This is a genomic window from Ardenticatenales bacterium, from assembly GCA_020634515.1.
In the GTDB taxonomy this organism is placed as follows: Bacteria; Chloroflexota; Anaerolineae; order Promineifilales; family Promineifilaceae; genus JAGVTM01.
The window spans coordinates 885643-908382 of sequence record JACKBL010000001.1; the positions used below are offsets into that span (position 1 = coordinate 885643).

The 22740-nt window shown below is 59.1% G+C and carries 19 protein-coding genes and 1 tRNA gene; 11 read left to right on the top strand and 9 right to left on the bottom strand.

The window, feature by feature from the left end; all coding sequences use genetic code 11:
• The first annotated feature begins 18 nt into the window (after positions 1-18).
• From truB to H6650_03395, 6 genes are all read left to right on the top strand, one after another.
• Complete coding sequence (gene truB / locus H6650_03370) at positions 19-897, top strand: tRNA pseudouridine(55) synthase TruB (protein MCB8951033.1); 879 nt, start codon at positions 19-21, stop codon at positions 895-897.
• Positions 898-1043: 146 nt separating this feature from the next.
• Positions 1044-1688 carry a deoxynucleoside kinase gene (locus tag H6650_03375; GenBank protein ID MCB8951034.1) on the top strand — a complete coding sequence of 215 codons (645 nt, stop codon included), beginning with the start codon at positions 1044-1046 and terminating at the stop codon, positions 1686-1688.
• Positions 1689-1955: 267 nt separating this feature from the next.
• A complete protein-coding gene (locus tag H6650_03380; protein MCB8951035.1) occupies positions 1956-2915 on the top strand; it encodes a COX15/CtaA family protein in 960 nt (319 codons plus the stop codon).
• A gap of 4 nt (positions 2916-2919) precedes the next feature.
• Positions 2920-3675 carry a DUF72 domain-containing protein gene (locus tag H6650_03385; GenBank protein ID MCB8951036.1) on the top strand — a complete coding sequence of 252 codons (756 nt, stop codon included), beginning with the start codon at positions 2920-2922 and terminating at the stop codon, positions 3673-3675.
• A gap of 76 nt (positions 3676-3751) precedes the next feature.
• Positions 3752-4684: a Stp1/IreP family PP2C-type Ser/Thr phosphatase gene (locus tag H6650_03390; GenBank protein MCB8951037.1), complete on the top strand. Its 933-nt coding sequence runs from the start codon at positions 3752-3754 to the stop codon at positions 4682-4684.
• A gap of 165 nt (positions 4685-4849) precedes the next feature.
• Complete coding sequence (locus tag H6650_03395) at positions 4850-6487, top strand: ribonuclease J (GenBank protein ID MCB8951038.1); 1638 nt, start codon at positions 4850-4852, stop codon at positions 6485-6487.
• A 13-nt stretch (positions 6488-6500) separates the two neighbouring features.
• Here H6650_03395 and H6650_03400 read toward each other — a convergent pair whose 3' ends face one another.
• Positions 6501-7484, bottom strand: coding sequence for a glycosyltransferase (locus H6650_03400; protein MCB8951039.1), 984 nt, complete (start codon positions 7482-7484; stop codon positions 6501-6503).
• Positions 7485-7718: 234 nt separating this feature from the next.
• On the opposite strand from H6650_03400, the gene H6650_03405 reads away from it, so the two are divergent.
• From H6650_03405 to H6650_03420, 4 genes are all read left to right on the top strand, one after another.
• Positions 7719-7792 (top strand) — tRNA-Val (locus H6650_03405).
• A 613-nt stretch (positions 7793-8405) separates the two neighbouring features.
• Positions 8406-9047 (top strand): Rieske 2Fe-2S domain-containing protein, encoded by a 642-nt coding sequence (locus tag H6650_03410; GenBank protein ID MCB8951040.1) that lies wholly within the window; start codon positions 8406-8408, stop codon positions 9045-9047.
• A gap of 125 nt (positions 9048-9172) precedes the next feature.
• Complete coding sequence (locus tag H6650_03415) at positions 9173-10882, top strand: cytochrome bc complex cytochrome b subunit (protein ID MCB8951041.1); 1710 nt, start codon at positions 9173-9175, stop codon at positions 10880-10882.
• A 156-nt stretch (positions 10883-11038) separates the two neighbouring features.
• Complete coding sequence (locus tag H6650_03420; protein ID MCB8951042.1) at positions 11039-11956, top strand: c-type cytochrome; 918 nt, start codon at positions 11039-11041, stop codon at positions 11954-11956.
• A gap of 317 nt (positions 11957-12273) precedes the next feature.
• Here the strand turns inward: H6650_03420 and H6650_03425 are convergent, their stop codons facing one another.
• Positions 12274-13245, bottom strand: a complete 972-nt coding sequence (locus H6650_03425) for a zinc ribbon domain-containing protein (protein ID MCB8951043.1) — start codon at positions 13243-13245, stop codon at positions 12274-12276.
• Between the two features lie 65 nt (positions 13246-13310).
• Entirely contained in the window at positions 13311-13610 is a 300-nt protein-coding gene (locus H6650_03430; GenBank protein ID MCB8951044.1) for a hypothetical protein, read from the bottom strand.
• A 421-nt stretch (positions 13611-14031) separates the two neighbouring features.
• Between H6650_03430 and H6650_03435 the strand changes: the two genes are divergently transcribed.
• Positions 14032-14613 (top strand): hypothetical protein, encoded by a 582-nt coding sequence (locus tag H6650_03435; GenBank protein MCB8951045.1) that lies wholly within the window; start codon positions 14032-14034, stop codon positions 14611-14613.
• Between the two features lie 96 nt (positions 14614-14709).
• On the opposite strand, the gene H6650_03440 is transcribed toward H6650_03435, so the two are convergent.
• From H6650_03440 to gnd, 6 genes are all read right to left on the bottom strand, one after another.
• The gene (locus H6650_03440; GenBank protein ID MCB8951046.1) at positions 14710-15801 is read right to left on the bottom strand and encodes a hypothetical protein; all 1092 of its coding nucleotides are present in this window, start codon (positions 15799-15801) and stop codon (positions 14710-14712) included.
• 12 nt (positions 15802-15813) lie between these two features.
• Positions 15814-17136, bottom strand: coding sequence for an HlyC/CorC family transporter (locus tag H6650_03445; protein MCB8951047.1), 1323 nt, complete (start codon positions 17134-17136; stop codon positions 15814-15816).
• Complete coding sequence (locus H6650_03450) at positions 17117-18388, bottom strand: NAD(P)/FAD-dependent oxidoreductase (protein ID MCB8951048.1); 1272 nt, start codon at positions 18386-18388, stop codon at positions 17117-17119. The genes H6650_03445 and H6650_03450 overlap by 20 nt, the downstream gene beginning before the upstream one ends.
• 549 nt (positions 18389-18937) lie before the next feature.
• The gene (locus H6650_03455) at positions 18938-19570 is read right to left on the bottom strand and encodes an NAD(P)-binding domain-containing protein (GenBank protein MCB8951049.1); all 633 of its coding nucleotides are present in this window, start codon (positions 19568-19570) and stop codon (positions 18938-18940) included.
• A gap of 180 nt (positions 19571-19750) precedes the next feature.
• Complete coding sequence (gene zwf, locus H6650_03460) at positions 19751-21199, bottom strand: glucose-6-phosphate dehydrogenase (GenBank protein MCB8951050.1); 1449 nt, start codon at positions 21197-21199, stop codon at positions 19751-19753.
• 18 nt (positions 21200-21217) lie between these two features.
• On the bottom strand, positions 21218-22669 hold the full coding sequence (gene gnd / locus H6650_03465) for a decarboxylating NADP(+)-dependent phosphogluconate dehydrogenase (GenBank protein MCB8951051.1): 1452 nt from the start codon (positions 22667-22669) through the stop codon (positions 21218-21220).
• Positions 22670-22740 lie beyond the last annotated feature (71 nt).

Sequence of the window (22740 nt, forward strand, 5' to 3'; positions counted from 1 at the left end):
GACGCCCCGGTGGAAATCATGACGGACGCATCTCTCCCGTTTGAGGGTGTCTTGAATATCGACAAGCCGTTACGGCTGACGTCGCATGATGTGGTTAGCCAGGTGCGGCGGGTGGGCCATATGCGGCGGGTGGGCCATGCCGGCACGCTCGACCCCCTGGCGACCGGTGTTTTACTCATTTTTCTGGGTCGGGCCACCCGCCTCATCGAATATGTGGCGGAGCAGCGCAAAACGTACGAAACCACCATTCACCTGGGTCTGGAAACCGATACCTACGACGCCGACGGAACTGTCGTGGCGACACGGCCTGTTGCCGTGAGCGCGGCGGACGTGAGCGCGGCTTTGCACGCCTTTCGCGGTGACATAGCCCAGGTTCCGCCGATGTATTCCGCCTTGAAGAAGGATGGGCAGCCGCTGTACAAACTGGCGCGCCGGGGCATCGAAGTAGCCCGCCCCGCGCGTCCGGTGACGATTTATGAATTGGATTTGCTCTCCTGTGAACTGCCTCAGGTGCGCTTGCGGGTGGTGTGTAGTGCCGGCACATACATTCGTAGTCTGGCGCACGATCTGGGGCAAACGCTGGGCTGTGGTGGGCACGTGACTGCCCTGCGACGCACCGCCATTGGCCCGTTCACCGTGGGCGAGGCCACGCCCCTGGCCGCACTCAACCCGGAAACCTTGCCCCACTACCTGCTGCCCGGCGACGTGGCCGTGCGCCACCTGCCCCAGATGACGCTTTCCGCCGAGGAAGCGGCGCACCTGCGCCAGGGCCGTCGCTGGCCGCGCCTGCCGCGCCAGCCGGAAGCGCCGCTGGCGCGGGTCTATGACGAAGTGGGGACGTTTTTGGGATTGGCGGCTGCCGCGGACGGCGAATGGCAGCCGCGCAAGGTGTTTTGAGCGCCATCCGACTGCGATTATTGCGATTACGATTGAGTTCACTGAAAAAACCGGGTTTTTCGAGTGTCCGGCCGAAATAACCAGAGTGGTTCATGTGTAAAAACCCGGTTTTTGGCCTTTTTTCAGTAGAGTCACGATTTAGGACGATGAGAAAATACTTTATTACGATTGCCGGCAACGTCGGCGTCGGCAAATCCACACTCACGCAACGACTGGCGGATCGGCTCGGTTGGGACCCCGTGTTTGAGGCCGTTGCCGAAAATCCCTACCTGGCGGATTTCTATGAAGACATGAGCCGCTGGAGCTTCCACTCGCAGATTTTCTTTCTGGCGCGCCGATTGCAGCAGCACCACCATCTGTTGCAGCGGGGCGGTTCCGTGCTGCAAGACCGCAGCGTCTATGAAGATGCGGAGATATTCGCGCGTAACTTGTTTGAGCAGGGGCACATGAGCCGGCGTGACTGGCAAAACTACCTGGAACTGTACCAGACGTTGTCGCAGATGCTCCAGCCGCCCCATCTCGTCGTTTATCTGCGCGCGTCCGTACCCACGCTGCGCCGCCGTATTCAGCAGCGCGGGCGCAGTTATGAGCAATCCATTTCTGATGCTTATTTGTCGCAACTCAATCGGTTGTATGAGGAGTGGGTGACGGGTTTTACGCTGTCTCCGGTGCTGACGGTGGAGACGGATAACCTGGACTATGTGCAGCGGGATCAGGACCTGGAGCTTATCTGGGGCCGTATTCAGGATCGATTGCACGGGAAGGATTTTCTGGCATTGGGGGGAGCGTGAAAATGCCGGCACATAAATCAAGTTAGCGGAAATGTACGGACAGCGGCTATCTATGATAGCTTGGCACTAACCGTCCGTAAAAAGTGTGCAGTTGTTTTCGGACGGCTACTTAGCCGCGACCTTGACGGCGAAAGGGTTTGCGGATGTCCAGGTTTTCGCCGACAGTGATGAACCGGACATTCACGACGCGGGGCGTCTGTTTTTCCGCGCCCAATCGCCGCCCTCCAAAAAACTGGCAAGAGTCAATGAACAACCTATAATATCCGTATGACACAATCACGTTTCTCCAAATACGCCTGGTTTGTTCTGGCCTTCAACGTGGCCGTAGTTTTGTGGGGCGCGTACGTGCGGGCCACGGGATCGGGTGCCGGCTGCGGGCAGCATTGGCCGCTGTGCAACGGCGTCGTCGTGCCGCGCGCGGCGCGCATTGAGACACTGGTGGAATACAGCCATCGCTTGAGCAGCGCACTGGCGGGTGTTTTTGTTCTCATCCTGCTGGTTTGGGCTTTCCGCGCCTATGAGAAGGGGCATGTCGTCCGCCGTGGAGCCGTCTTCTCCACCATCTTCATCCTCACCGAAGGATTGGTGGGCGCGGGACTGGTTCTCTTTGAACTGGTGGCGCACAATCAATCGCTGGCGCGCGTCTATGCCGTCAGTCTTCACCTGATCAACACCTTCATCTTAATCGCCTTCCTCGCCCTGACGGCGTGGTGGGCTTCCGGCGGTCAGCCGTTGCGCCTGCGTGGGCGCGGCGGGATGCTGTGGACACTGGTGATTGGCGTGGTGGGCATGTTTGCCCTGGGGGTGTCCGGGGCGATTACGGCGCTGGGGGACACGCTCTTCCCCGCCGGATCGCTGGCGGAAGGGTTGCAACAGGATTTTGCGGCAACGGCGCATTTCCTGGTGCGGCTGCGTGTCTGGCATCCGGTGGTGGCGATTGTGGTGGGGCTGTATCTGGCGGTGATTGCCGGCATTTTCCGTGCCGAATTCCAGGGCAACAAACTGCGCGCGCTCACTCGTGCCGTCCAGATCACCTTTATCGTCCAACTCATCGCCGGGTTCGTTAACGTCCTCCTGTTGGCTCCCGTCTGGATGCAAATGCTGCACCTGCTACTGGCCGACGCCCTCTGGATTCTGCTGGTCCTCACGTCGGCCTCCCTGCTGGCCGCGGACGCGCCCCAACCTGTTGTGGCTGCCGGCGTGGCGCGCACCGTGAGCGGAGATTGAGCGCATGAATACCCCGGTGTACTATGTGGGCACGATGGGGTACGCTTATCCAGATTGGCGCGACGGGGTGTTCTATCCTGCCGGCATTCCCCGCCAAAACTACCTCGCCTACTACAGCCAACGCTTCAACGCCGTGGAAATGGACAACACCTTTTACGGCATCCCCCGCGCCACCTCCGTCCAACGTTGGGCCAGCTTCACCCCGGACAACTTCATCTTCTGCCCCAAAACCCCGCGCACCATCACCCACGACCTGCGCCTGAATGAGGCGGCCCGCGCCCAGATGGACATCTTCCTGCAAACCGTACGCCTCTTTGGCGCAAAACTCGGCCCCATTTTGCTGCAGTTTCCTCCCGATTTTACCCATGAAGACGGGGACGCCCTGGCCCGATTCTTGCCCTACCTGCCCCCCGATCTGCGCTTCACCGTCGAATTTCGTCACCGCTCCTGGTACAAGCGCAGCACCTCGGAACTCCTGCAAACGTACGGCGTCGCCTGGACCTCCACCGACTACATCTACATGCCGCGACAGGTCCACGCCACGGCGGATTTCGTCTACCTGCGCCTGCTGGGGCGGCATGGCAGCTATGCGCGCAAAGTGGCCGAACAGATAGACACCACCCCCAGGCTGCAATGGTGGTGGCAGGAGATGCTGCCCCACCTGCCACACATGCGCGCCGTCTACGTTTTCGCCAACAACGACTACGCCGGCTTCTCCCCCGCCACCTGCGAGACATTTCTGGGGATAATGAATGGTTGATGGCTGTGCCCGGTAGTTGGTCGCGCCCCGTGCCACTCTCTTGACGTTTACCTCTGGACACACTACACTCCCCATTATGACCAACCTGGGCCAGATTGACGCCTTCCTGGTGACGGATAAAGGGCAGGTGCGCGACTTGAACGAAGATTATTTCATCGCGCAAGAACCCGCGACCCCGACGGAAGAAATAGCAAACGGTTGGCTCTACATCGTTGCCGACGGCGTCGGCGGCGCGGATGCGGGCGAAGTCGCCAGCGAATATGCTTCGCAGCGTACCCTGCACCATTTCCTGGCTCATGCAGATGAGAATGACTGGGGACAGCGACTTTACCAGGCGATGCAGGCCGCCAATACGGATTTGCGGGCGATGGCGGCCAGCCAAAACAGCAATGCCCGCGGCATGGCGACAACAATGGTTGCCGTGCTCATTCACGAGCACGACGCCGTCATCGCTAACGTGGGCGACAGCCGTGGTTACCTCTGGCGGCAGGGAGAGATCCGCCAGATTACCAAAGATCAGAGCCTGGTGGCTCGTCTGGTGGAAGAAGGGGCCATTACGGCGGAACAGGCGCAAAACCACCGTCACAAGAACATTATTCTGTTTAGCCTTGGTTCCGAGCGCCAACCGCGAATTGATCTGTTTCCCGTGCCTCTGGCAGACGGAGATATTTTACTGCTCTGTTCCGATGGGTTGATTCGTCATGTGGCGGACGAGGAAATGGCGGCGACGTTGGCGCTGACGCAAGATGCCGCCGCTGCCGCGCGGCAACTGCTGCGCATGGCGTATGACCGTGGCGGCGAAGATAACATCAGCGTCGCCGTGATTCGGTTTCGCCCGGAGTCCATGCGTCGGCAACCTTTGGTTGCGCCGCCCGCCGACGAGACGCACCCGGCGGCGGATGAAGGGCAGTCTGGCGCGAATCGGACTTTTCTCTGGTTGTATACCGCGTTTCTGTGCCTCGCGCAAAGTGTCCTCATCTTTCTTGTCTGGCTTCTTCTGCAAAATTGACATCAGGCTTTGCGCCTGAATTTGTGGCACACCCAGCCGAAAAGCGCATGCTTTTGGGAATTTGGGTTGTGTCTGTTGTGGTTTGTGCCGGCATTTGACAGTTGACAGTTTGTAGTTGACTGTTGATAGTTGGCAGCCCCCTATAACCATGTAGGAGTACACCTTATGAGTTCAAAATTACGCATAATCCCATTAGGAGGATGCGGCGAAATCGGCAAAAACATGACAGTCTTGGAGTATGAGGACGAGATTTTGGTGGTAGATGCCGGCATCATGTTTCCCGAAAACGACATGCTCGGCATTGACGCCATCATCCCCGACTACAACTACCTCCTCGACAAAGCCGACAAAATCAAAGCCATCCTCATCACCCACGGGCACGAAGACCACATCGGAGCCATTGGCCACCTCATGGCCGACATCGACGCCCCCATCTACGCCACCCCCCTCACCGTCGGCCTCATCGAAGTCAAACTCCGCCGCGCCAACCTGCTGCACCACGTCACCCTGCGCACCATGCAAGCCGGTGACGCCTTCGCCATCGGCGCCTTCCTCATCGAACCCTTCCATGTTGCCCACAGCATCCCCGACTGCGTGGGCTTTGGCATCACCACCCCCGTGGGCATCGTCGTGCACACCGGCGACTACAAATTCGACCACACCCCCTCCGACGGCTGGCCGCCCGACTTCGCCAAACTGGCCGAGTTCTCCATGCGCGGCGTCCTCTGCCTCCTCGCCGACAGCACCAACGCCGAACGTCCCGGCTGGACTCCCTCCGAGACCGTGATCACCGAGGCATTCGACCGCCTCTTCCAACAAGCTCGCGGGCGCATCATCATCGCCACCTTTGCCTCCCTCATCTCACGTATCCAACTCGTCGCCGACATGGCCCAAAAATATGGCCGCAAACTGGCGATCACGGGGCGCTCCATGCGCGAAAACACGAAAATGGCCCGCCGTCTCGGCTACCTGGAAATCCCCGAAGACCTGCTTATCGACATCAATGACGCCGCCCGCCTCCCGGCGCACCAGGTCGCCATCATGGCTACCGGCTCCCAGGGCGAACCCACCGCCGTGCTGGGGCGGCTGGCCATGGGCGACCATCGCACTTTGCGTGTCCAGCAGGGGGATACCGTCGTCCTTTCCGCCCATCCCATTCCGGGCAACGAAGAGATGATCCACCGGATCATCAATCGCCTGATGCAGCGCGGCGCGGACGTTCTCTACGATGCCATCGCCCTGGTGCATGTCTCCGGGCATGCCGCCAGCGAAGAAATGAAGCTGATGATTAACCTGGTGCGCCCTCGCTTCTTCGTGCCCATTCATGGCGAGCTGCGCCACCTGCGCCAGCACGCCAGAATGGCGCAGGAACTGGGCATTCCCGCGGAAAACATCGCCGTGGTAGAAAATGGAACCGTATTGGAACTGGACGACCGCTCCCTCGCCGTTGGACCGCGCATCCCTGGCGGCTATGTGTTCGTTGACGGGGCCAGCGTGGGCGAAATTGGAAGCTCCGTGATGCGCGATCGGGAACAACTGGCGCAAAATGGTTTCTTCCTGGCCGTTGCCACGCTGGGGCGTGAAAACAAGCTCATCGGCCAGCCGGAGTTCATTTCACGCGGATTCGCCAATCTGGACGAAACGCCGGAGTTGCTGCAAGGGGCCGTCGATACGGTAGCCCGCGTTATCAGCCAGTTCGGCAGCAGTCAGGACAGGCTCTCATCCCGTATTGAAGACGCACTGGGTCGCTACCTGTACGCGGAGACGGGTCGCCGTCCCCTGGTGTACGTTGTGCTGCGCTAGCAGCCCCGCGTGGCTACGAATCCTGGTTGGCGTCGTGGCGGGCAGCCTGGCGCTGCCGCCAACGCCAGATCAGCCCCACCGGATAGCCCAACATTTTGGCGACATCCCCTACCAATCGCACGATGGGGATGAGGGCGAACGCGCGTGTGCGCGCCGCGGGTGACCACCCTTCCGTGAGCGGCCACAGCCGCTCCGCGGGACGGCGGCAGTAGGCGGCTCCCCCGCCGCAGAGCAGCAGCCAACCCCATTTCCGCCCCTGCCAGAGCAGCCGCCCAATGAAGGGCAGCGCCAGCAGATAAGTCATGTAGCGGACCAGGTGGCGTTTGGCCCACAGGTTGGCCTTGCCATCGCCGCGTGCGTACAGGTAATACTGCCGGGCAAATGCACGCAGGCTGCGGCGAGGACGGTAATAGGCGACAGCGTTGGGGGCAAAGGCAAAACTGCCAAAGAGTTGGCGCAGATTCAGGTCAAAAATCAGGTCTTCGCAATAGTCGAGCCATTCCGGGTAGCCGCCCGCGGCGGCCCAGGCGGCTTTCTGGAAGGCAATGGAGCGGCTGGACGGGAGAAAATCGGTGGGGTTGATGTCGTCGCGGTCGGGTAGCACAGTCGCGCCCAAGACGACTTCAAAATCCGTGTAGGGATCGGCTTCAAACCAGCCGCTGACGACGGAAACGTTCCGTTCCTCTATGGGGCGCACCAATTCGCGCAGCCAATCTGGAGAAAGAACGACGCCGCCATCCGTGCCGGCAATCACCTCTCCAGTCGCCGCCGCAATCGCCCGATTACGCCCTTCGCTGATGTTGGCTCCCGGAGCCGAAATAATCTTAATGGGCAGCCATTGCTGATACAGGGTGAGAATATCCAGCGTCTCGTCGCTGGATCCCCCATCACAAACCACAATCTCATCCGGCCACAGGCTCTGGTGCATGAGGGAATCCAACAGGTGCGGAAGGGTGGCGGCTTCGTTTTTGACAGTCAAAATGACGGATACAGACATAGTGCATGCTCGAAGTGAGTGACGCCGACTGTGCCGGCAACGGAAAAATGGACGGGCAGAAGCCGGGATCCCCGGCAGCCGTGCCCAGAGAACTCAGTTGATATGGCAAAAGTGACCTGCCTACCCCTAAAACACGGAACCGACGTGGTTAGTTACGAGGGGGAGAGGCCTAATAGGACCATCATATCACGTTGGCACTTTTCCGCGTGGCAGATATAATGACACGGTTCTCTCGGGCGCTTAGCTCAGTTGGTCAGAGCACTTCGTTTACACCGAAGGGGTCGGGGGTTCGAGTCCCTCAGCGCCCACAGAATTGACCTGTACGTGCCAGGCTATCTCCAATCCATTTCTGGCAACGGCGCAAGATTGCCGCCGTTGCCACGATGAAGTCGGTTCCTGAAAATAGATGCTCACGATGGCTCCCCCGCGGCACATTTTCTTGGTGTGCTGGTCAATTTTTGTGCCTGTTGCGCAAATCTTGGTCTGATTCGTGGGCAGGACGCACATACACACCCATTTCGTAACTATTCACGTCTCCGAGAGATTGGACCAATTTTGTAGACATCAATAAGATTCAACCAGAGCAAATTGGTCCAATCTGGGCAGATGACCTGTATAGTCACCCCATTTCTTGCCTTTGATCTGACCCTAACTGGTCGTGTTTGTAAATCGACGCAGCTTTTGCCCGACTTTTTTCACTCTGTTATAATGCGATTGTGATAAAAAGTACAGACGCGGCCAGATGCCAACATAACGTGCAATGTTGGCCCAGCAAATTAAACTTCAACAATATTTTTCCGTGACTGTTCGGTTTTTGCGCAAGACCTGCCAGGTTTCACCTGTTCATGAGAGATCGTTTCTCGAAGAAACCTGATAGGTCTAGGTGAACAGTCGCAATTTTCCATTCAGGAGAATGATTTTATGGCAACAGCAACGATGAACGCTGGCGGCATGACGAGGCGTGAGTTTCTTTTCTACATCTGGGGCGCTTCCATGGCTCTTTTTACCGTGGAATTTGGGGGTCTCCTGGTCTGGTTTCTCATTCCCCGCTTCCGCGAAGGCGAGTTTGGCGGCAAATTCACCGTGAAGGTTGACAGTTTGCCCAAACCCAATGATCCGCCAGCCAACTTTCCTGACGGACGTTTTTGGCTTGTCAACCTGGATACCAACAATCCGGAAGGAAGCAGCCGAATGTATCTGGCTCCGGATGAAACCGAGCCTATCGTCGGTGTAGCCGCCATTTACAAGGTTTGTACGCATTTGGGCTGTATTTATGCCTGGAATACGGCGAATGACCGCTTTGAGTGTCCTTGCCACGGTTCCAAATATCGCCTGGATGGGCGTCGCGTTGAATCACCCGCGCCTCGCTCGCTGGATCGGTTTGAGTTGAGCGCGCTTGATGAGTCGGGCAATATCCTGGCAACGGCGGATGTTGGCGGAGACAACTTCTATACCCCGCTGGTTTTGCCGGCAAACACCGCTTCCCTCAGCGTGGATACAGGCGCGCGTAAACAAGGTCCCTCTCAACCGCTACTGTGCAGTTTCCGCGGCAATTGCCCATAATTTGCACTCACCCTTGCTGACGGATCTCCCGCCGTCAGTCTGGCTGCTCCCCTGATTCGGCTTGCCGCCATGCACACAGGTAGCCCATCAGGCCACGAGGTTGTTTTAAGGAGAAGGTAGAAAACATGGCAACCATATTTGACCAAATGCGCGAAATGGGACTGAAGCAAACCATTGTCGCCAAGGCCGACGAAGCCGTGGAACGCATGACGGCGGGCATGAACATCAACGACATTCGCGGTATGCTTCGTGGCGACGAACCGCGTCGCCCCAATCCGCGTTTGCGCCCTCATGCCGATGGCTTCTGGTTCCACATTCGTCCCAGCTTCTATCACACAGAAGTTACCCACATCTATCCCACCTTCCGTCTTGGTTGGTTGTCCACCTTTATGTTTGTGTGGGAAACGCTCACGGGTATCTTCTTGATGATCTTCTACACGCCCGCCCCTAGAATTGCCTATGGGGACATGTGGAATATTCTTGGCAATGTTCCATTGGGGCAGTTGGTACGCAACATGCACCGCCTCGGCGCGGAAGTGATGGTTCTTGTTGTGGCGCTGCACATGCTGCGCACGTTTATCACCGGCAGTTACAAAAAGCCGCGCCAGTTTACCTGGGCTACGGGCATAATCCTTCTCCTTTTCACCCTTTTCTTGAGTTTTAGCGGCTATTTGCTCCCTTGGGACCAGTTGGCCTACTGGGCTTTGACGGTGTTTATCAGCGGCGGCGCGGCGGCTCCCGCCCCCGCCGTTGTCAACGAAAACATCATGCTCATTTTACAGGGGGCGCCCTCCCTCGGCGCGGGTGGTTTGCTGCGTTGGTATTTGCTCCATGTGCTGGTGCTGCCCTTGCTCACGGCCATTTTCTTCTTTGTCCACTACTACAAAGTTGTGCTGCACGGTCTGTCGCTGCCCCCTGGCCGCGAGGAGATTGGGGAAGACACGGCCAAGCGGGTGCCGAAAGACGAACGCACCTACTTTATGCCGGATATTCTCACCAGTGAGTTGATGTGGAGCGCACTGGTTGTTTTGCTGCTCACCGCGGGATCCCTTTGGTTCTGGGATGCCCCGCTGGAGCACCACGCCAATCCCCTGGTCACGCCACTGCACGTGGTCGCGCCGTGGTATCTGTCGTGGTCGCAGGGTTGGTTGAAGCTGGCCGATAAGACTATCGTCGTCGGCTTTATTCCGCTGTTGCTGGTAGCCTTTATCGTCATGCCTTACTTTGAGGTGGGGAAGAGTCGTCGCTATGCTGACCGCCGTGTAGGGTTGACGGTCGCCAGCCTGTTCATCGCTATCATGCTCGTTTCTAACTGGATGGGCACGCCCGAATACCGCGTGGAAAGCTCGCCCGAACAGGAAGTCAGTTCGGAGGTTTTGCCTGTGGAAGGGGCCAGCACGTTGTTGGCGGTTCCCTATGAGTACCTGACGCCGGGAACGTATTTGCCTGGACAGACGATTGAGGGCAACCCGTACCTGACGGCGGCGCTAGAAGAGTTCGAGGCATCTATGCAGTGGCATAGCTGCTACATCAACGACAGCGGACGCTGGGAACGGGAATGCCGGGTGGAGAGGAATGTCAATCCTGACACGGGCGAATTGGTGGGCGTGCGCTATTCGACGTCGCTGGCCAAGAATGCCATGCCTGATCCTTACGCGGAAATGCGGATTGAGCAGGTTCAGGAATCCTTGATTCGTGTCACCTTGCATTACGAAGTTACCGATCCGGAAAATCCTGGTGTGCTGCTGATTGGTTCCGGCAGCGATTATACGGGATATCGCCAGGCGGATTCTAACTATGAGGAAGAATGCCGCTTTGCGAATAAGGATTGTTAGGGCGCATCCAAAGATGAATTGCGGAATTGTTGGATGCGCTTGAAGTGACCTTTGAGCCTGCAAAATGGCAAGTTGTTTTAGACGGTCACTTAGCGCACGCACTTCCACCGTTTCGCTCGTGGTCATTGACCAGCATATCAAAAGGAAAATTTGCTGATGTTGCAAGTGAAAGTCATTATTGGCACCATCGCCTTTATGCTTACCATGATCTTCCTCGGCTTTGCCGCTCTGCGTGAACCGGCGCGAATGCAGGCTTATACAAATGCAGGGCTGGGACGATCTATTGAAGCGGGAGCGCGCATCTTTGATGGCAACTGCGCCACCTGTCACGGCGTCGATGGAAAGGCCGAAGTTTGTTACGATGCGGCTACCGGTGAGCAAGTTGGTTGCCAGGGTCGCCCATTGAACAATCGTAATCTGGTTTGCGGTGATCCATCCAAACGTATGAGTGATTTGCAATGGCAAGGCTCAAAAACGGCGTTTATTCAAGGCACGATTGCCGCGGGGCGTCCCTGGGCGGGTATGCCTACCTGGAGCCAGGATTTTGGTGGGCCACTGCAACCGAATGAGGTAGAGGATGTGGCCCATTTTGTCCTTAATTGGGAATCGGAAGAGTTGTGCTCGGTGCCGCCGTTCGTGTTCCCCTGGCCGGAGAATTGGGAGGCATTGCTGGCGTTGACGGAAATGCCGGCAGACCTGGAAACCCCGGTGCCAGAAGACCTGGTAATCAACCTGCCGTTGACGTATCCGGGCGATGCTGAACGCGGCCAGGAGCTGTTTGAAGTGACCTACGGCTGCACCGCCTGCCACGGGCAGATGGGGCAACCGGGTTCCAACAGTGTCGGGCCGTACCTGGGTAGCATTGGCGTGGATGCCGGCACGCGCAAGCCTGACTTCACGGCGGAAGACTACCTCTACGAGTCCATCCTTAACCCGGGCGCGTTCATTGCCTCCGGCTGCCCGGCTGGCGACTGCCCCAACGCCATGCCCAACAACTTCGCCGACCGCATGAGCGAAGTGCCGCAAGATATGGCGGACCTCCTTACGTACCTTATGCAGCATACGGGGAACTAGCCCGTACGATCCCGCTGCCGCATGAGGCGGTCACGGATAACCAAAAAGCCCAACCAGGAACCTGGTTGGGCTTTTTGGTAGTTGGCCTGCGAACGAGTCTCCAGATGCGATTACCCAAGAAACCGTCCGAATACAACTTCACACTTTTTACGAACGGTTACTGCCAAGCTATCCATGATGGCCGCTGTCCGCACATTTCCGCTAATTCAATTGCGGACAGCCACTTAGTAACCGCCCAAAAATAACTTCGCACTTTTTGCGGACGGTTACTGACAAGCTGTCCGCACATTTCCGCTAATTTAATTGCGGACAGCCACTTAGCGCTTAAGCTCTGTGCCGCAATAGCGGCAGAAGCGGTCGTCCGGGGTGCTGGGTTGCCCGCAGTCATGGCAAAAACGGGTGGCGCGCGCGGGAGGAGGCGCGGCGGGGCCGGCGTCCGTGGTCCGCGGGGGGGGCGTGGCGCGTTGCCTGGGCGCTGCCGGACGAGCCGCGCGGCGGCGACGCGATGGCGCGGGCGCGGCGAGGGCGTCTCGGTTGGTGATTAGCCAGATAATGCCGGCAATTACCAGTATACCGAGGAAACCGGCCCCGATCAGCAGCGTGGTGTTGGCGCTGCCACTGCTGCTATTGCCGCCGGACGTGGGCAGCAGGGTGGCGGGCGCGTCAATGGGGTTGGATGTGTCGATCAGGCTGGTGGTGAGGGCGGTGCTGGACATGGTGTAGTTCACGTCCAGGGTGTAGGGTTGGTCGGCGGAGAGTGTCGCTGCCGGCATATTGTGATACTGCAACCCATTATTCCCCGGCGTGACGGAAACGGGCGACGGCGATACTGTCAACGAGGTGGCCGCCGCCGGCTGTTGCACGCTCACCAGTAGTTGTTGTACGGATGCCGGCATCTGCCAGGCAAACGTAAAATGCCGTTCCAGGTCGTTTCGCTCGTAGGGCTGGTAATACTCCACGCGAAAACCGAGGTCGGGTAGCGTAATGTGCAGCATTTGCGTGGTGGTGTCCAGCGTGTACTGCACGTCGTCGATCATGGTTCCGTCGCCGGACACGCGGGCCACGGCGTGCAGGGTGGCCCCGGCGGGTATGGGCAGGGTGACGGTGGCGGGGAGGGGCGTGGATGCCGGCATTTTTCCCGTCAGCAGCACCAATACCGAAGGTTGGTCGAAGTCCGGCCACAAATCCACCGTCAACTGCTCAATCGTCGTCGCCTCTTGCTGCGCTTGTGCCGGCATTGCCAGCCCCGCCAGCCAAAATAGCAAAAGAATCATTCCCAATCGTTTCACGTCAACTTCCTTTTACAAGTGGGACCGGCGCAATTCCCAAAACCGCGCCCGTCTTGCGTTTTCCATCACGGACGCCCGCGCAGGCGAATCCGATTAGCGCGGCACGTCGGGCACTCCAGGCCGGTGTAATCCCGCCCGCAGGTGCGACAGGTGCGCGTCTGCACCGGGCGATCATCCGCCAGCCTCCCCAGCACCAGCATCACCTCCTGCCCCGTGTGCGCCTCCAGCCACGCCTCCAGGCTTCGCCCCCCCACATGCCAGCGTCCCGCCTCATCCTGGTGTAGTTCACCGGTGAACGAGTCCAGGCCCATTTCATATGCGGTTGATCCCAGCTTCAGGATCATTGCGCGTCTGATCGGATCCATGTGATGCTCCTCTGAAAAAAACCTTCCCGCAAACTCAGTAACCGTCCGAAAATAACGGCACACGCTTACGGATGGTTACTGCCAAGTTATCCATGATAGCCGCTATCGTGGATAGCCGCTATCGTGGATAGCCGCTATCTTGGATAGCCGCTATCTTGGATAGCCGCTGTCCGCACATTTTCGCTAATTTAATGGCGGACAGCCACCTGGTCACAGATGATGGCCCTGGGGAGTAACTTCCGGGAAGATGGTGGTGAATCGTTATGGTGGCCATTTGTAACGCGGCTTTTGTCTCTCGTGGCGCGCTATTTGCCAGAAAAGATCAGCCCCCTTATTATACCGTTAATCCTTGCGCGCACGCAGCGCGTCTGCTACACCCATTGTCTTACATACACTACACACAGTCCCCAAAGGATCAACGATGGCTGAAGATCATGAAAAACTGTTAACCGACCTGGACGTTTTGCAGGAGATGGCCGCCGACATGAGCAGCTACATTCGCAGCGACGTTCTGTTTTGGCCCATGGGGCGCAGCGACTTGCCCCGCCTGACGCTGGGCGGATACCTGATGCGACAGCACCGCCTGCTGGCCTTACATCATTTGCTCAGTGATGAAGACCGACAAAAATTACACGCAGCCGAGGATGCGTTTGAGGCGGCTACCAATGAATGGACCGTGCGCGTGGAACAGCGCATCGGTCGGGAACTGGAGGCGCGGCTGCGCCAATGGGCGGAATATCTGCGCGACATCCGTAGCGATGAGTCGGCCAAAACCGCTGCGTATTATGGCAATGCCGTGGAAACTCGCGCCATGATCGCCGCGCTGCTGGCCCGCCTGGATACGCCGCCGTACCGCCCCGACCGGCACGCCGCCGACGAAACCGCGCTGATGGACAAACAATTGCGCGCTCGTTTCCAGCCAGGCCCGTTTGTCTGGCCCGATGCGTGGCAATCCGCTTATCCACAGTCGACGTATTGGTGGCTGTATGGCAAGCCGCTGTAGGCAGTTGCCCACTTTTTTAGAAAAACCGAGTTTTTACACATGAACCCTCTCAATCAAAAAACCCGGTTTTTTCAGTGAACCAAGAATGAACCATTCTTAGTTTTGAGATATGCGATTTTGTTGGCGGCCGGTGCGCGTGAGGTGAGGGCGGTTCCCGGACCAACGAGCAGGGGGAGCGTGCGTTAACGCCGCCAACGAAAGCAGCACTGTGTCATAATTCACGCGCCAGCCGGCAAAATCCAGCCACGCCAGTTCCCGGTCCCCCTTTACGGGCACGCCCGCGCTGACGAATAACTCGTATACCTGGTCAAACTCCTCCCGCGAGATGCTAATGCCATCATCCGGAAAGTGGGGATCGGGGTTGTATCGCAGGCGAAAGAAGTTGGCGATGGCGCGCAGCGCCAGGTAACCGGAACGCAGGCAGAGGGCGACGCGCGCGTCCCAGGGCAAGTCCAATACGCTCATATAAAGCGCGCCCGCGTCCAGAACCGTGCCGGCGGCATTGACCCACGAATGGTCTGGTTGCGGTGAGCGAAAGAAGACCAGTGCGGCCAGGGAGGTATGGCTTTCGGAGATGGCCGCGAACCAGTTGCTCCAGTTGGTCCAGAAATCTCCCAGTTCTTGCAGTAGACGGTTGCGGTGCATCCGTAGCACCAACTCAACGGCGGAAGGGGGCGTGCCGGCATATGATTCCAGCAGCAAGACGGAACGCTCCCGTTCGGAAAAGGCGCTGTACATGGTGGGCAGGTAAGCAATGAGGAGAGCGACCAGAATCAGACCGATAGTGGCCTCAACGAAGGCCAATGTGGCATGCCCCAGGCTATTGCCGCGGGAGAAGCCGAGCGTGAGTAGAGAGGAGCCGCTCATCACATACGCTTCGGCGAGAGAGGATATGCCCGCGCCCCAAAACATAAACATGAAGCCGATGGCGACGAGAAGCAGCCAGAAAGGGAGCAGCGAAAGAAGGCTGATGGGCGCGTAAAAGGCCAGCAGCCGATCTTGTTGCGCGTAAGTGGGCAGCCGGCGGGCAATCTGGTTGAAGAAGAAGCCCATCGTGAGGAAGAGAATCCCCGTGAGCTTGTCGGAGGCGCTGCGCGGCAACACAAAGGTGCGCACGGCGGAGAGCAGCGTGAGCAGGACGAGGGCCAGGCCGGTGAGAAATGCAAGAATGTGGAGGATTGAGAGCATGAGGTCAGTCGGTTAATCTGATGTGGCGGCGGCAGGCGGCGCTTCCCGCTGGACGAGAATTTTATCGACGCGCCGTTCGTCCATGTCCAGGACTTCCAGGCGCAGGTGTTGCCAGAAAAAGGTGTCGCCTTCTTTGGGGACGCGCCCGAGCATGGTCATGACGAATCCGCCGACGGTTTGGTAGTAGCCTTCAGTGTCCGAGGGCATCTCCCTAACGTCGAAGAGTTCCTGAAACTCCTCCACGGACAACATGCCGTCCACCAACCAGGAGCCATCTTCCCGCTGCATTACTTCCGGTTCATACGCCTCATCCGCTTCGGGCAGTTCACCAACGATGGCTTCTACGATGTCGCTGATGGTGACAATCCCTTGCAGGACGCCGTACTCGTCAATTACCAGCGCCATCTGCGCGCGCATGGCGCGAAATCGTTCTAGCATGTCAAATGCCGGCAATCCCTCCGGCACAAACATCACCGGTTGCAGCACCGACGGCACATCCAACGCTTCGCCGCGCAAGCTCTGCGCCAGCAAATCCTTCGTCAACACAATGCCAACGACGTCGTCCAGGCTGCCGTGGGCCACAGGATAGCGCGAATACGCCGTTTCCAGAACTGCTTCGCGGATCGCCTCCGGCGAAGCCTCCACGTCCAGCCAGACCACCTCGCGTCGTGGCGTGATCAAGGCGCTGACGGTGCGGTCACTGAGGCGGAAAACTTTCTCGACCATCTGCTCCTCGATCGGTTCAAAAACGCCCACCTGCGTTCCTTGCCCGATCAAGATTTTCACGTCTTCTTCAGTGACGGATTGCTCGCCATCTGCCGTGATGCCCACCAGTCGCAGCACCAACTCCGTGGACAGGTTGACGAATTGTACGATGGGGTTGGCGAAACGGGCCAGCAGACTCATGGGGCGGGCCATGATGCCGGCAATTCGCTCTGCGTGACTTAACCCCAACCGCTTTGGCGCTAGTTCGCCCAGCACAAGGGAAAAATAGGTGACGGCGATGACGGTTAGCGCCACGCTGAGGCTGTCACCGTAGGCTTGCAGCCAGGGGATGCGGCGCAGCACCTGGGCCAGTTCCGCCGCCAGCACGGCCCCGCTGTAGGCTCCTGTGAAGATGCCTACCAGGGTGATGCCAATTTGCACGGTGGAAAGAAACCGCCCCGGCTCTTCGGCTAATTCCAGCGCTGTTCGCGCCCCTTTGTCGCCCAGGGAGGCGGCGTGTTGTAGGCGCACTTTGCGCGCGGAGATCAGGGCGATCTCGGACATGGCGAAAAGCCCGTTTGCCAGAATGAGGATAAAGAGGATGAGGATTTCAGTCAGTATTGGAGACATGGGATTTCCGGGTTGTGGCAGGTCGGGATTGGGCGGCGGAAATGCCGGCAACGTACCCACTCGACCACGCCCACTGGAAGTTGAAGCCGCCAATCCGCCCATCCACGTCGCAAATCTCGCCGCACAAATACAGGTCGGGGCACACACGCGAAGCCATTCGGCGTGGGTCCAACTCCGTCAAGGGAACCCCGCCTGCCGTCACTTCCGCATAATTGTATCCCCGATTGCCCGTGATGGGCAGGCGCAGGCGTGTTACTCGCGCCGTTAGCCCTTTGCGTTGGGCGCGCGTGAGCTGCGCGGCGGGCGTGGTCGGCTCCACCGCTGCCGCCGCGCACAGGCCGCGCGCCAGCCGCTCTGGCAACCAGGGGCGCAAACAGGCCAGCGCACTCGTCGATCCCGCTGCCAGCAGCGTTTGCGCGAAGGCTTCCGGTGTGGTGTGCGGCAGCCAGTTGATGGTCAGGCTGGTTTGCGGATCGTCCAGCGTGGCGGCAATGTAATGGCGGCTCATGTCCAGCACGGCCGGCCCGGACAGGCCAAAATGGGCGCAGAGGACGTCCCCGGTGATGGCGTGCAGTCGCCGGTTCGTGCCCGACCACAATTCCAGGGTGGCGGGGGCGCTGATGCCGCTGAGGGCGCACAGGAAATGGTCGCGCGGCAGGGTGAGCGGGACCAGTGCGGGAAAGATGCGCGGCGTGAGGGTGTGCCCCAGCGATTGGGCCAGGGTGTAGCCGTGGCCGTCGGAGCCGCTTTTGGGCAGGCTGCGTCCGCCGGTGGCCAGGATCAGGGCGTGGGTATCCAGGTGGCCCCATTCCCCGCCGAGGCGGAATCCGTCGGGCTGGCGCGTGATGGTTTGCACGCGGCGGGGGTGCTGGATGCGCGCGCCGGCGTCGTGGGTGGCTTGCAGCAGGGCGGTGAGGACGGTGCGGGCGCTGTCGCTGGTGGGGAAGAGTTTGCCGGTTTCTTCGCGTTTTAGCTCGACGCCGATTTCGTGGAAGAAGGCGATGGTGGCGGCTACGTCGAAGCGGCGCAGGATATTGCGGATGGTGGGGAGGGAAGTGCCGGCATAATCCCGTTCCGAAACCCGTTCATGCGTGACATTGCAGCGCCCGCCCCCCGCCACCAAAATCTTCGCGCCTGGCTTGCGTGCCCCGTCCAACACCACCACGCGCCGCCCCGGCGCGCTGCGTCCGGCCCAGATAGCGGCCATCAGTCCGGCGGCTCCCGCTCCAACAATGGTCATATCCGTGTCCATATCCGTGGTCATGATAGATTGGGGATGGTCGGTGGCTGACGGTTGCACAATTGACAAAAGTCACCATTCGACATGATTTTTGTCAGATGACAGTGCCCGACTTCTCTGGTACGATAACCGTACCTCAAGAAAGTAGCTTTCCATGAAGGACTATTTTCAAGAGGTTGGAAGCTCCAAGCAGATGAGCGGCTATTTTACCAAACGAAACCCGCGAGACTATTGGTTATCAGGGGCAGATAAGGGTTTATCTGGATAACCAATTTGCGGAACACAGAACAGTCGGTTCGCCTGACATTCAGGTGGACTGGTCGGTATTTTCGAGGGCTGAAGTACCAGCCAGCGAATCTCATGCAGGTCAGTCGCACTGTTTTGAGCGCGAATCTTGTGCGCGGCGTTAAAATAGTAACGCTGTCGCAAGAGGATCACGACTTTTGGTAAAATGAAGCACACTACTAGGGGCTTCCACTATTATTTCAATAGTTGATCACCAACAACACGCCCGCGCAACGCGGGCGTGTTGTTTTGTTGTGACCGGCCACCGGCAGTGGTCTAATTCTTGGTCAACAGCTTGAAAGCTACGTCGCGCCCCAGGCCGCCGACGGTGACCATGTGAATCCAGAGGATGGCCAGGGATTCCAGGAGAGGGGCGTTGCGGAGCGTGCCGGCATCTCGCGCCACAAAACCAATCTCGTTTGCCAGCCCCGCCACCACCGCCCGCGCCGCCGCATCGTCACCGCAGATAAACATGTCGGCGGCCTCGTCCCCAAATTGCGGATCAGCCATATGCTCCCCGCCAATCGTATTAAACGCCTTTACCACGTGGCTACCGGGCAGCCAGGCGGCGATCGTCTCCGCCGCCGACGTATCCACCCCCTTCACAGGGCCATTCTCCCAACGCAGCGCATTGGTCGTATCAATTACAATCTTGCCGCTCAGGTCGCCCGCCGCCCGCAATGCGTCCGGCACGGCCGCCCAGGGGACCGCCAGCACCACCACATCCGTTGCTGCCACCGCCGCGCCGAGCGTATCCGCCCGTGCGTTGCTTCCTGCCCCGGCCACTGCCTGCTGCGCCCGCTCACCGTGTGGGTCGCGCGCGCCGAAAACGATCTCGTGTCCGCACTGCGCCCACGCTTTTCCCAAACTGCCGCCCACATTGCCTGCGCCTAAAATGCCTATCTTCATCGTTTTGCTCCTGTAAAAGTTTTCTGTTGGTAACTACTAACACGCGCCGGAGATTGGACCAATTTCACACGTTTAATGGCCATTTTCACCAGAGAAAATTGGTCCAATCTGGCTTAGCAGTTACTTTTGTTGACGATTGCCCGTTGTTAGCTCGCCACCCCCGCATCCCGTATCTTCTTACTAATGTGGACCGCAGCCCAACTGCCAGACGCGGCTATCCCGCGCCAGAAAATCATCCGCCTCCACCGGTCCCCACGTATCTTCTTCATAGAAAACTAGGGCCGGGCCATCGGCATTCTCCCACGTCCGCAACACCGGGTCCACCAGTTCCCAGGCGCGCTCAATTTCATCGCCACGGGCAAAGAGGGACGCATCTCCCTGGATGGCATCCAGCAGCAGCCGCTCGTAGGCGTCGGGAATACCCAGGTCACCATACCGGTCGCTGAAATGGAAGGCCATATCCACCGGTTCACTGGCCATGCCGCCGCCGGGGATTTTGCTGGCGAAGCGCAGATGAATCCCCTCGTCCGGTTGAATGCAAAGCGAGAGGCGGTTGGAGACGAGTCCGTCGTTTCCGGGGAACATCAGGTGTGGGACCTTCTTGAAGCTGAGGGTGATTTCCGTGGTCTTGGCGGCCAGCCCTTTGCCGGAGCGCACGTAGAAAGGGACCCCCTGCCAACGCCAGTTATCCACGAAGAGTTTAATGGCCAGGTAGGTGGGTGTACGAGAGCGCTCTTTCACGCCCGGCTCATCCCGGTAGCGCCGATATTGGCCCAGCAGCGTATCACTGACGCGGATGGGGGAGACGGATTGCAGCACCTTGACTTTTTCGTCGCGCAGGCTTTTGGCGTTGAATATGGCGGGCGGCTCCATCGCCGTGAGGGTGACGAGTTGCAGTAAGTGATTCTGGAACATGTCGCGCACGACGCCGGCCTGGTCGTAGTACCCGGCGCGCCGCTCCACGCCGACGGTTTCCGAGGCGGTGATTTGCACGTTGTCCACGTAGGTGCGATTCCACAGCGGCTCGAAGATGGCGTTGGCAAAGCGGAAGGTGAGGATGTTTTGCACCGTCTCTTTGCCCAGGTAATGGTCAATGCGGTAGATTTGGCGCTCGGCGAATACGTCCTGGAGTACGTGGTTTAGCTCGTGAGCGGATGCCAGATTGACGCCGAATGGTTTTTCCACGATCAGCCGCCGCCATCCGTCGCTTTCGTCGCCCATGCTGCGTTCGCCGAGGAAGGTGACGACGACGGGGAAGAATTCGGGGGCGGTTGCCAGGTAGTAGATGCGGTGGGCGGGACCATTTTCCAGGTCGGCGAGGCGTGTCTGGAGGGCATCGTAGCCTTCGTCTTCGTTGAGGTTGCCGCGGCTGTAGTAGATGCTTTGGGCGAAGGTTTCCCAGGCGGCGGGGTCGAAGTGTTTGCCGGCATATTCGGCCACCCCCTCCCGCAACAATTGGCGAAAGCTGTCGTCATCGTAAGGGCGGCGGGCATAACCAACGATGCGCGTGTTGGGGGGGAGGTGCTGACGCCGATAGAGGCTGAAGAGGGAAGGGATCAACTTCCGTTGCGTCAGGTCGCCGCTGGCCCCAAAAATGATCAGGGTGATGGGTTGGTTGTTTTCGCTCATGATGTTTTTCCGGTGGAATCAGGCGGTGTAGGAGCCGGCGGTGACGTCGCCGCCGTGGCCGGTCCAGTCGGTGTGGAAGAACTGGCCGCGGGGCCGGTCTACGCGCTCGTAGGTGTGCGCGCCGAAGTAGTCGCGTTGGGCTTGTAGCAGATTGGCGGGCAATCGTTCGTGGCGATACCCATCATAGAAGGCGAGGGCGCTGGATAATGCCGGCACAGGCACGCCCATTTCCACCGCCTGCGCCACCACCCGCCGCCAGGCCGCCTGCGCCTCTTGCACCTGCGCCCGAAAATACGGGTCTAGCAGCAAATTCACCAATTCCGCGTCCCGGTCATACGCCTCCTTAATCTTCCCCAGGAAGGCGGAACGAATAATGCACCCCTCGCGCCACATCAGCGCCACGCCCCCGTAATTCAAATTCCAACCGTACTCCTTCGCCGCCGCGCGCATGAGCATGTACCCTTGCGTGTAGGAGACAATCTTCGCCGCATACAGCGCCGCGCCCAGATCATCTATGAACGCTTGCCGCTGCCCGCTGAACGACGTTTGCGGTCCCGCGAGCAGCTTTGCGGCGGCCACGCGCTCCTCCTTGAGGGCGGAGAGAAAGCGGGCAAACACCGCCTCGGCGATCAGCGTCAGGGGAATGCCGGACTCCAGGGCATTGCTTGCCGTCCATTTCCCCGTCCCTTTTTGCCCTGCCGTATCCAGGATTTTGTTCACCAACGGCGCGCCGTCTTCATCCGTGAAGGCCAGAATGTGGCCGGTGATCTCAATCAGATAGGAGTCCAGGTTTCCCTCGTTCCAGCGGGCAAAAACCCGGCTCATCTCCTCCGGGCTGAGGTTGAGAACCGTGGAGAGCAGGTGATACGCCTCGCTGATCAACTGCATATCTCCGTATTCGATGCCGTTGTGGACCATTTTTACGAAGTGGCCGGCCCCATTTTCGCCCACCCAGTCGCAGCAAGGTGTCCCATCGGCTACTTTGGCGGCAATGCTTTGCAAGATGGCCTGCACGTGCGGCCAGGCGGCGGGCGACCCGCCGGGCATGATGGAGGGGCCATGTCGCGCCCCCTCTTCGCCGCCGGAAATGCCCGTGCCAATAAACAAAAGGCCGCGCGCCTCCAGGTAGGCGGTGCGGCGCATGGTGTCCTGGTAGTTGGAGTTGCCGCCGTCGATGACGATGTCGCCCGCATCCAGGTGAGGGAGAAGCTGCTCAATCACGCCATCTACGGGCGCGCCCGCTTTGATCATGAGCATGACGCGGCGGGGGCGCTTGAGGTGGCCGATGAGTTCTTCGATGCTGTGCGCGCCGATGACGTTTGTGCCATGCGCTTCTTGCGCCAGAAAATCATCCACGACGGATGTGGTGCGGTTGTAGACGGCGACCGTAAAGCCGTGGTCGTTCATGTTCAGGACAAGGTTTTGCCCCATGACGGCCAGTCCAATGAGTCCTATGTCGGCTGATGCCATGTTGTGCCTCCAGGGAATGAGCAGGCGCCGGGCCTGACAACGATAGTATCATAGCACAATTCCATTTACTT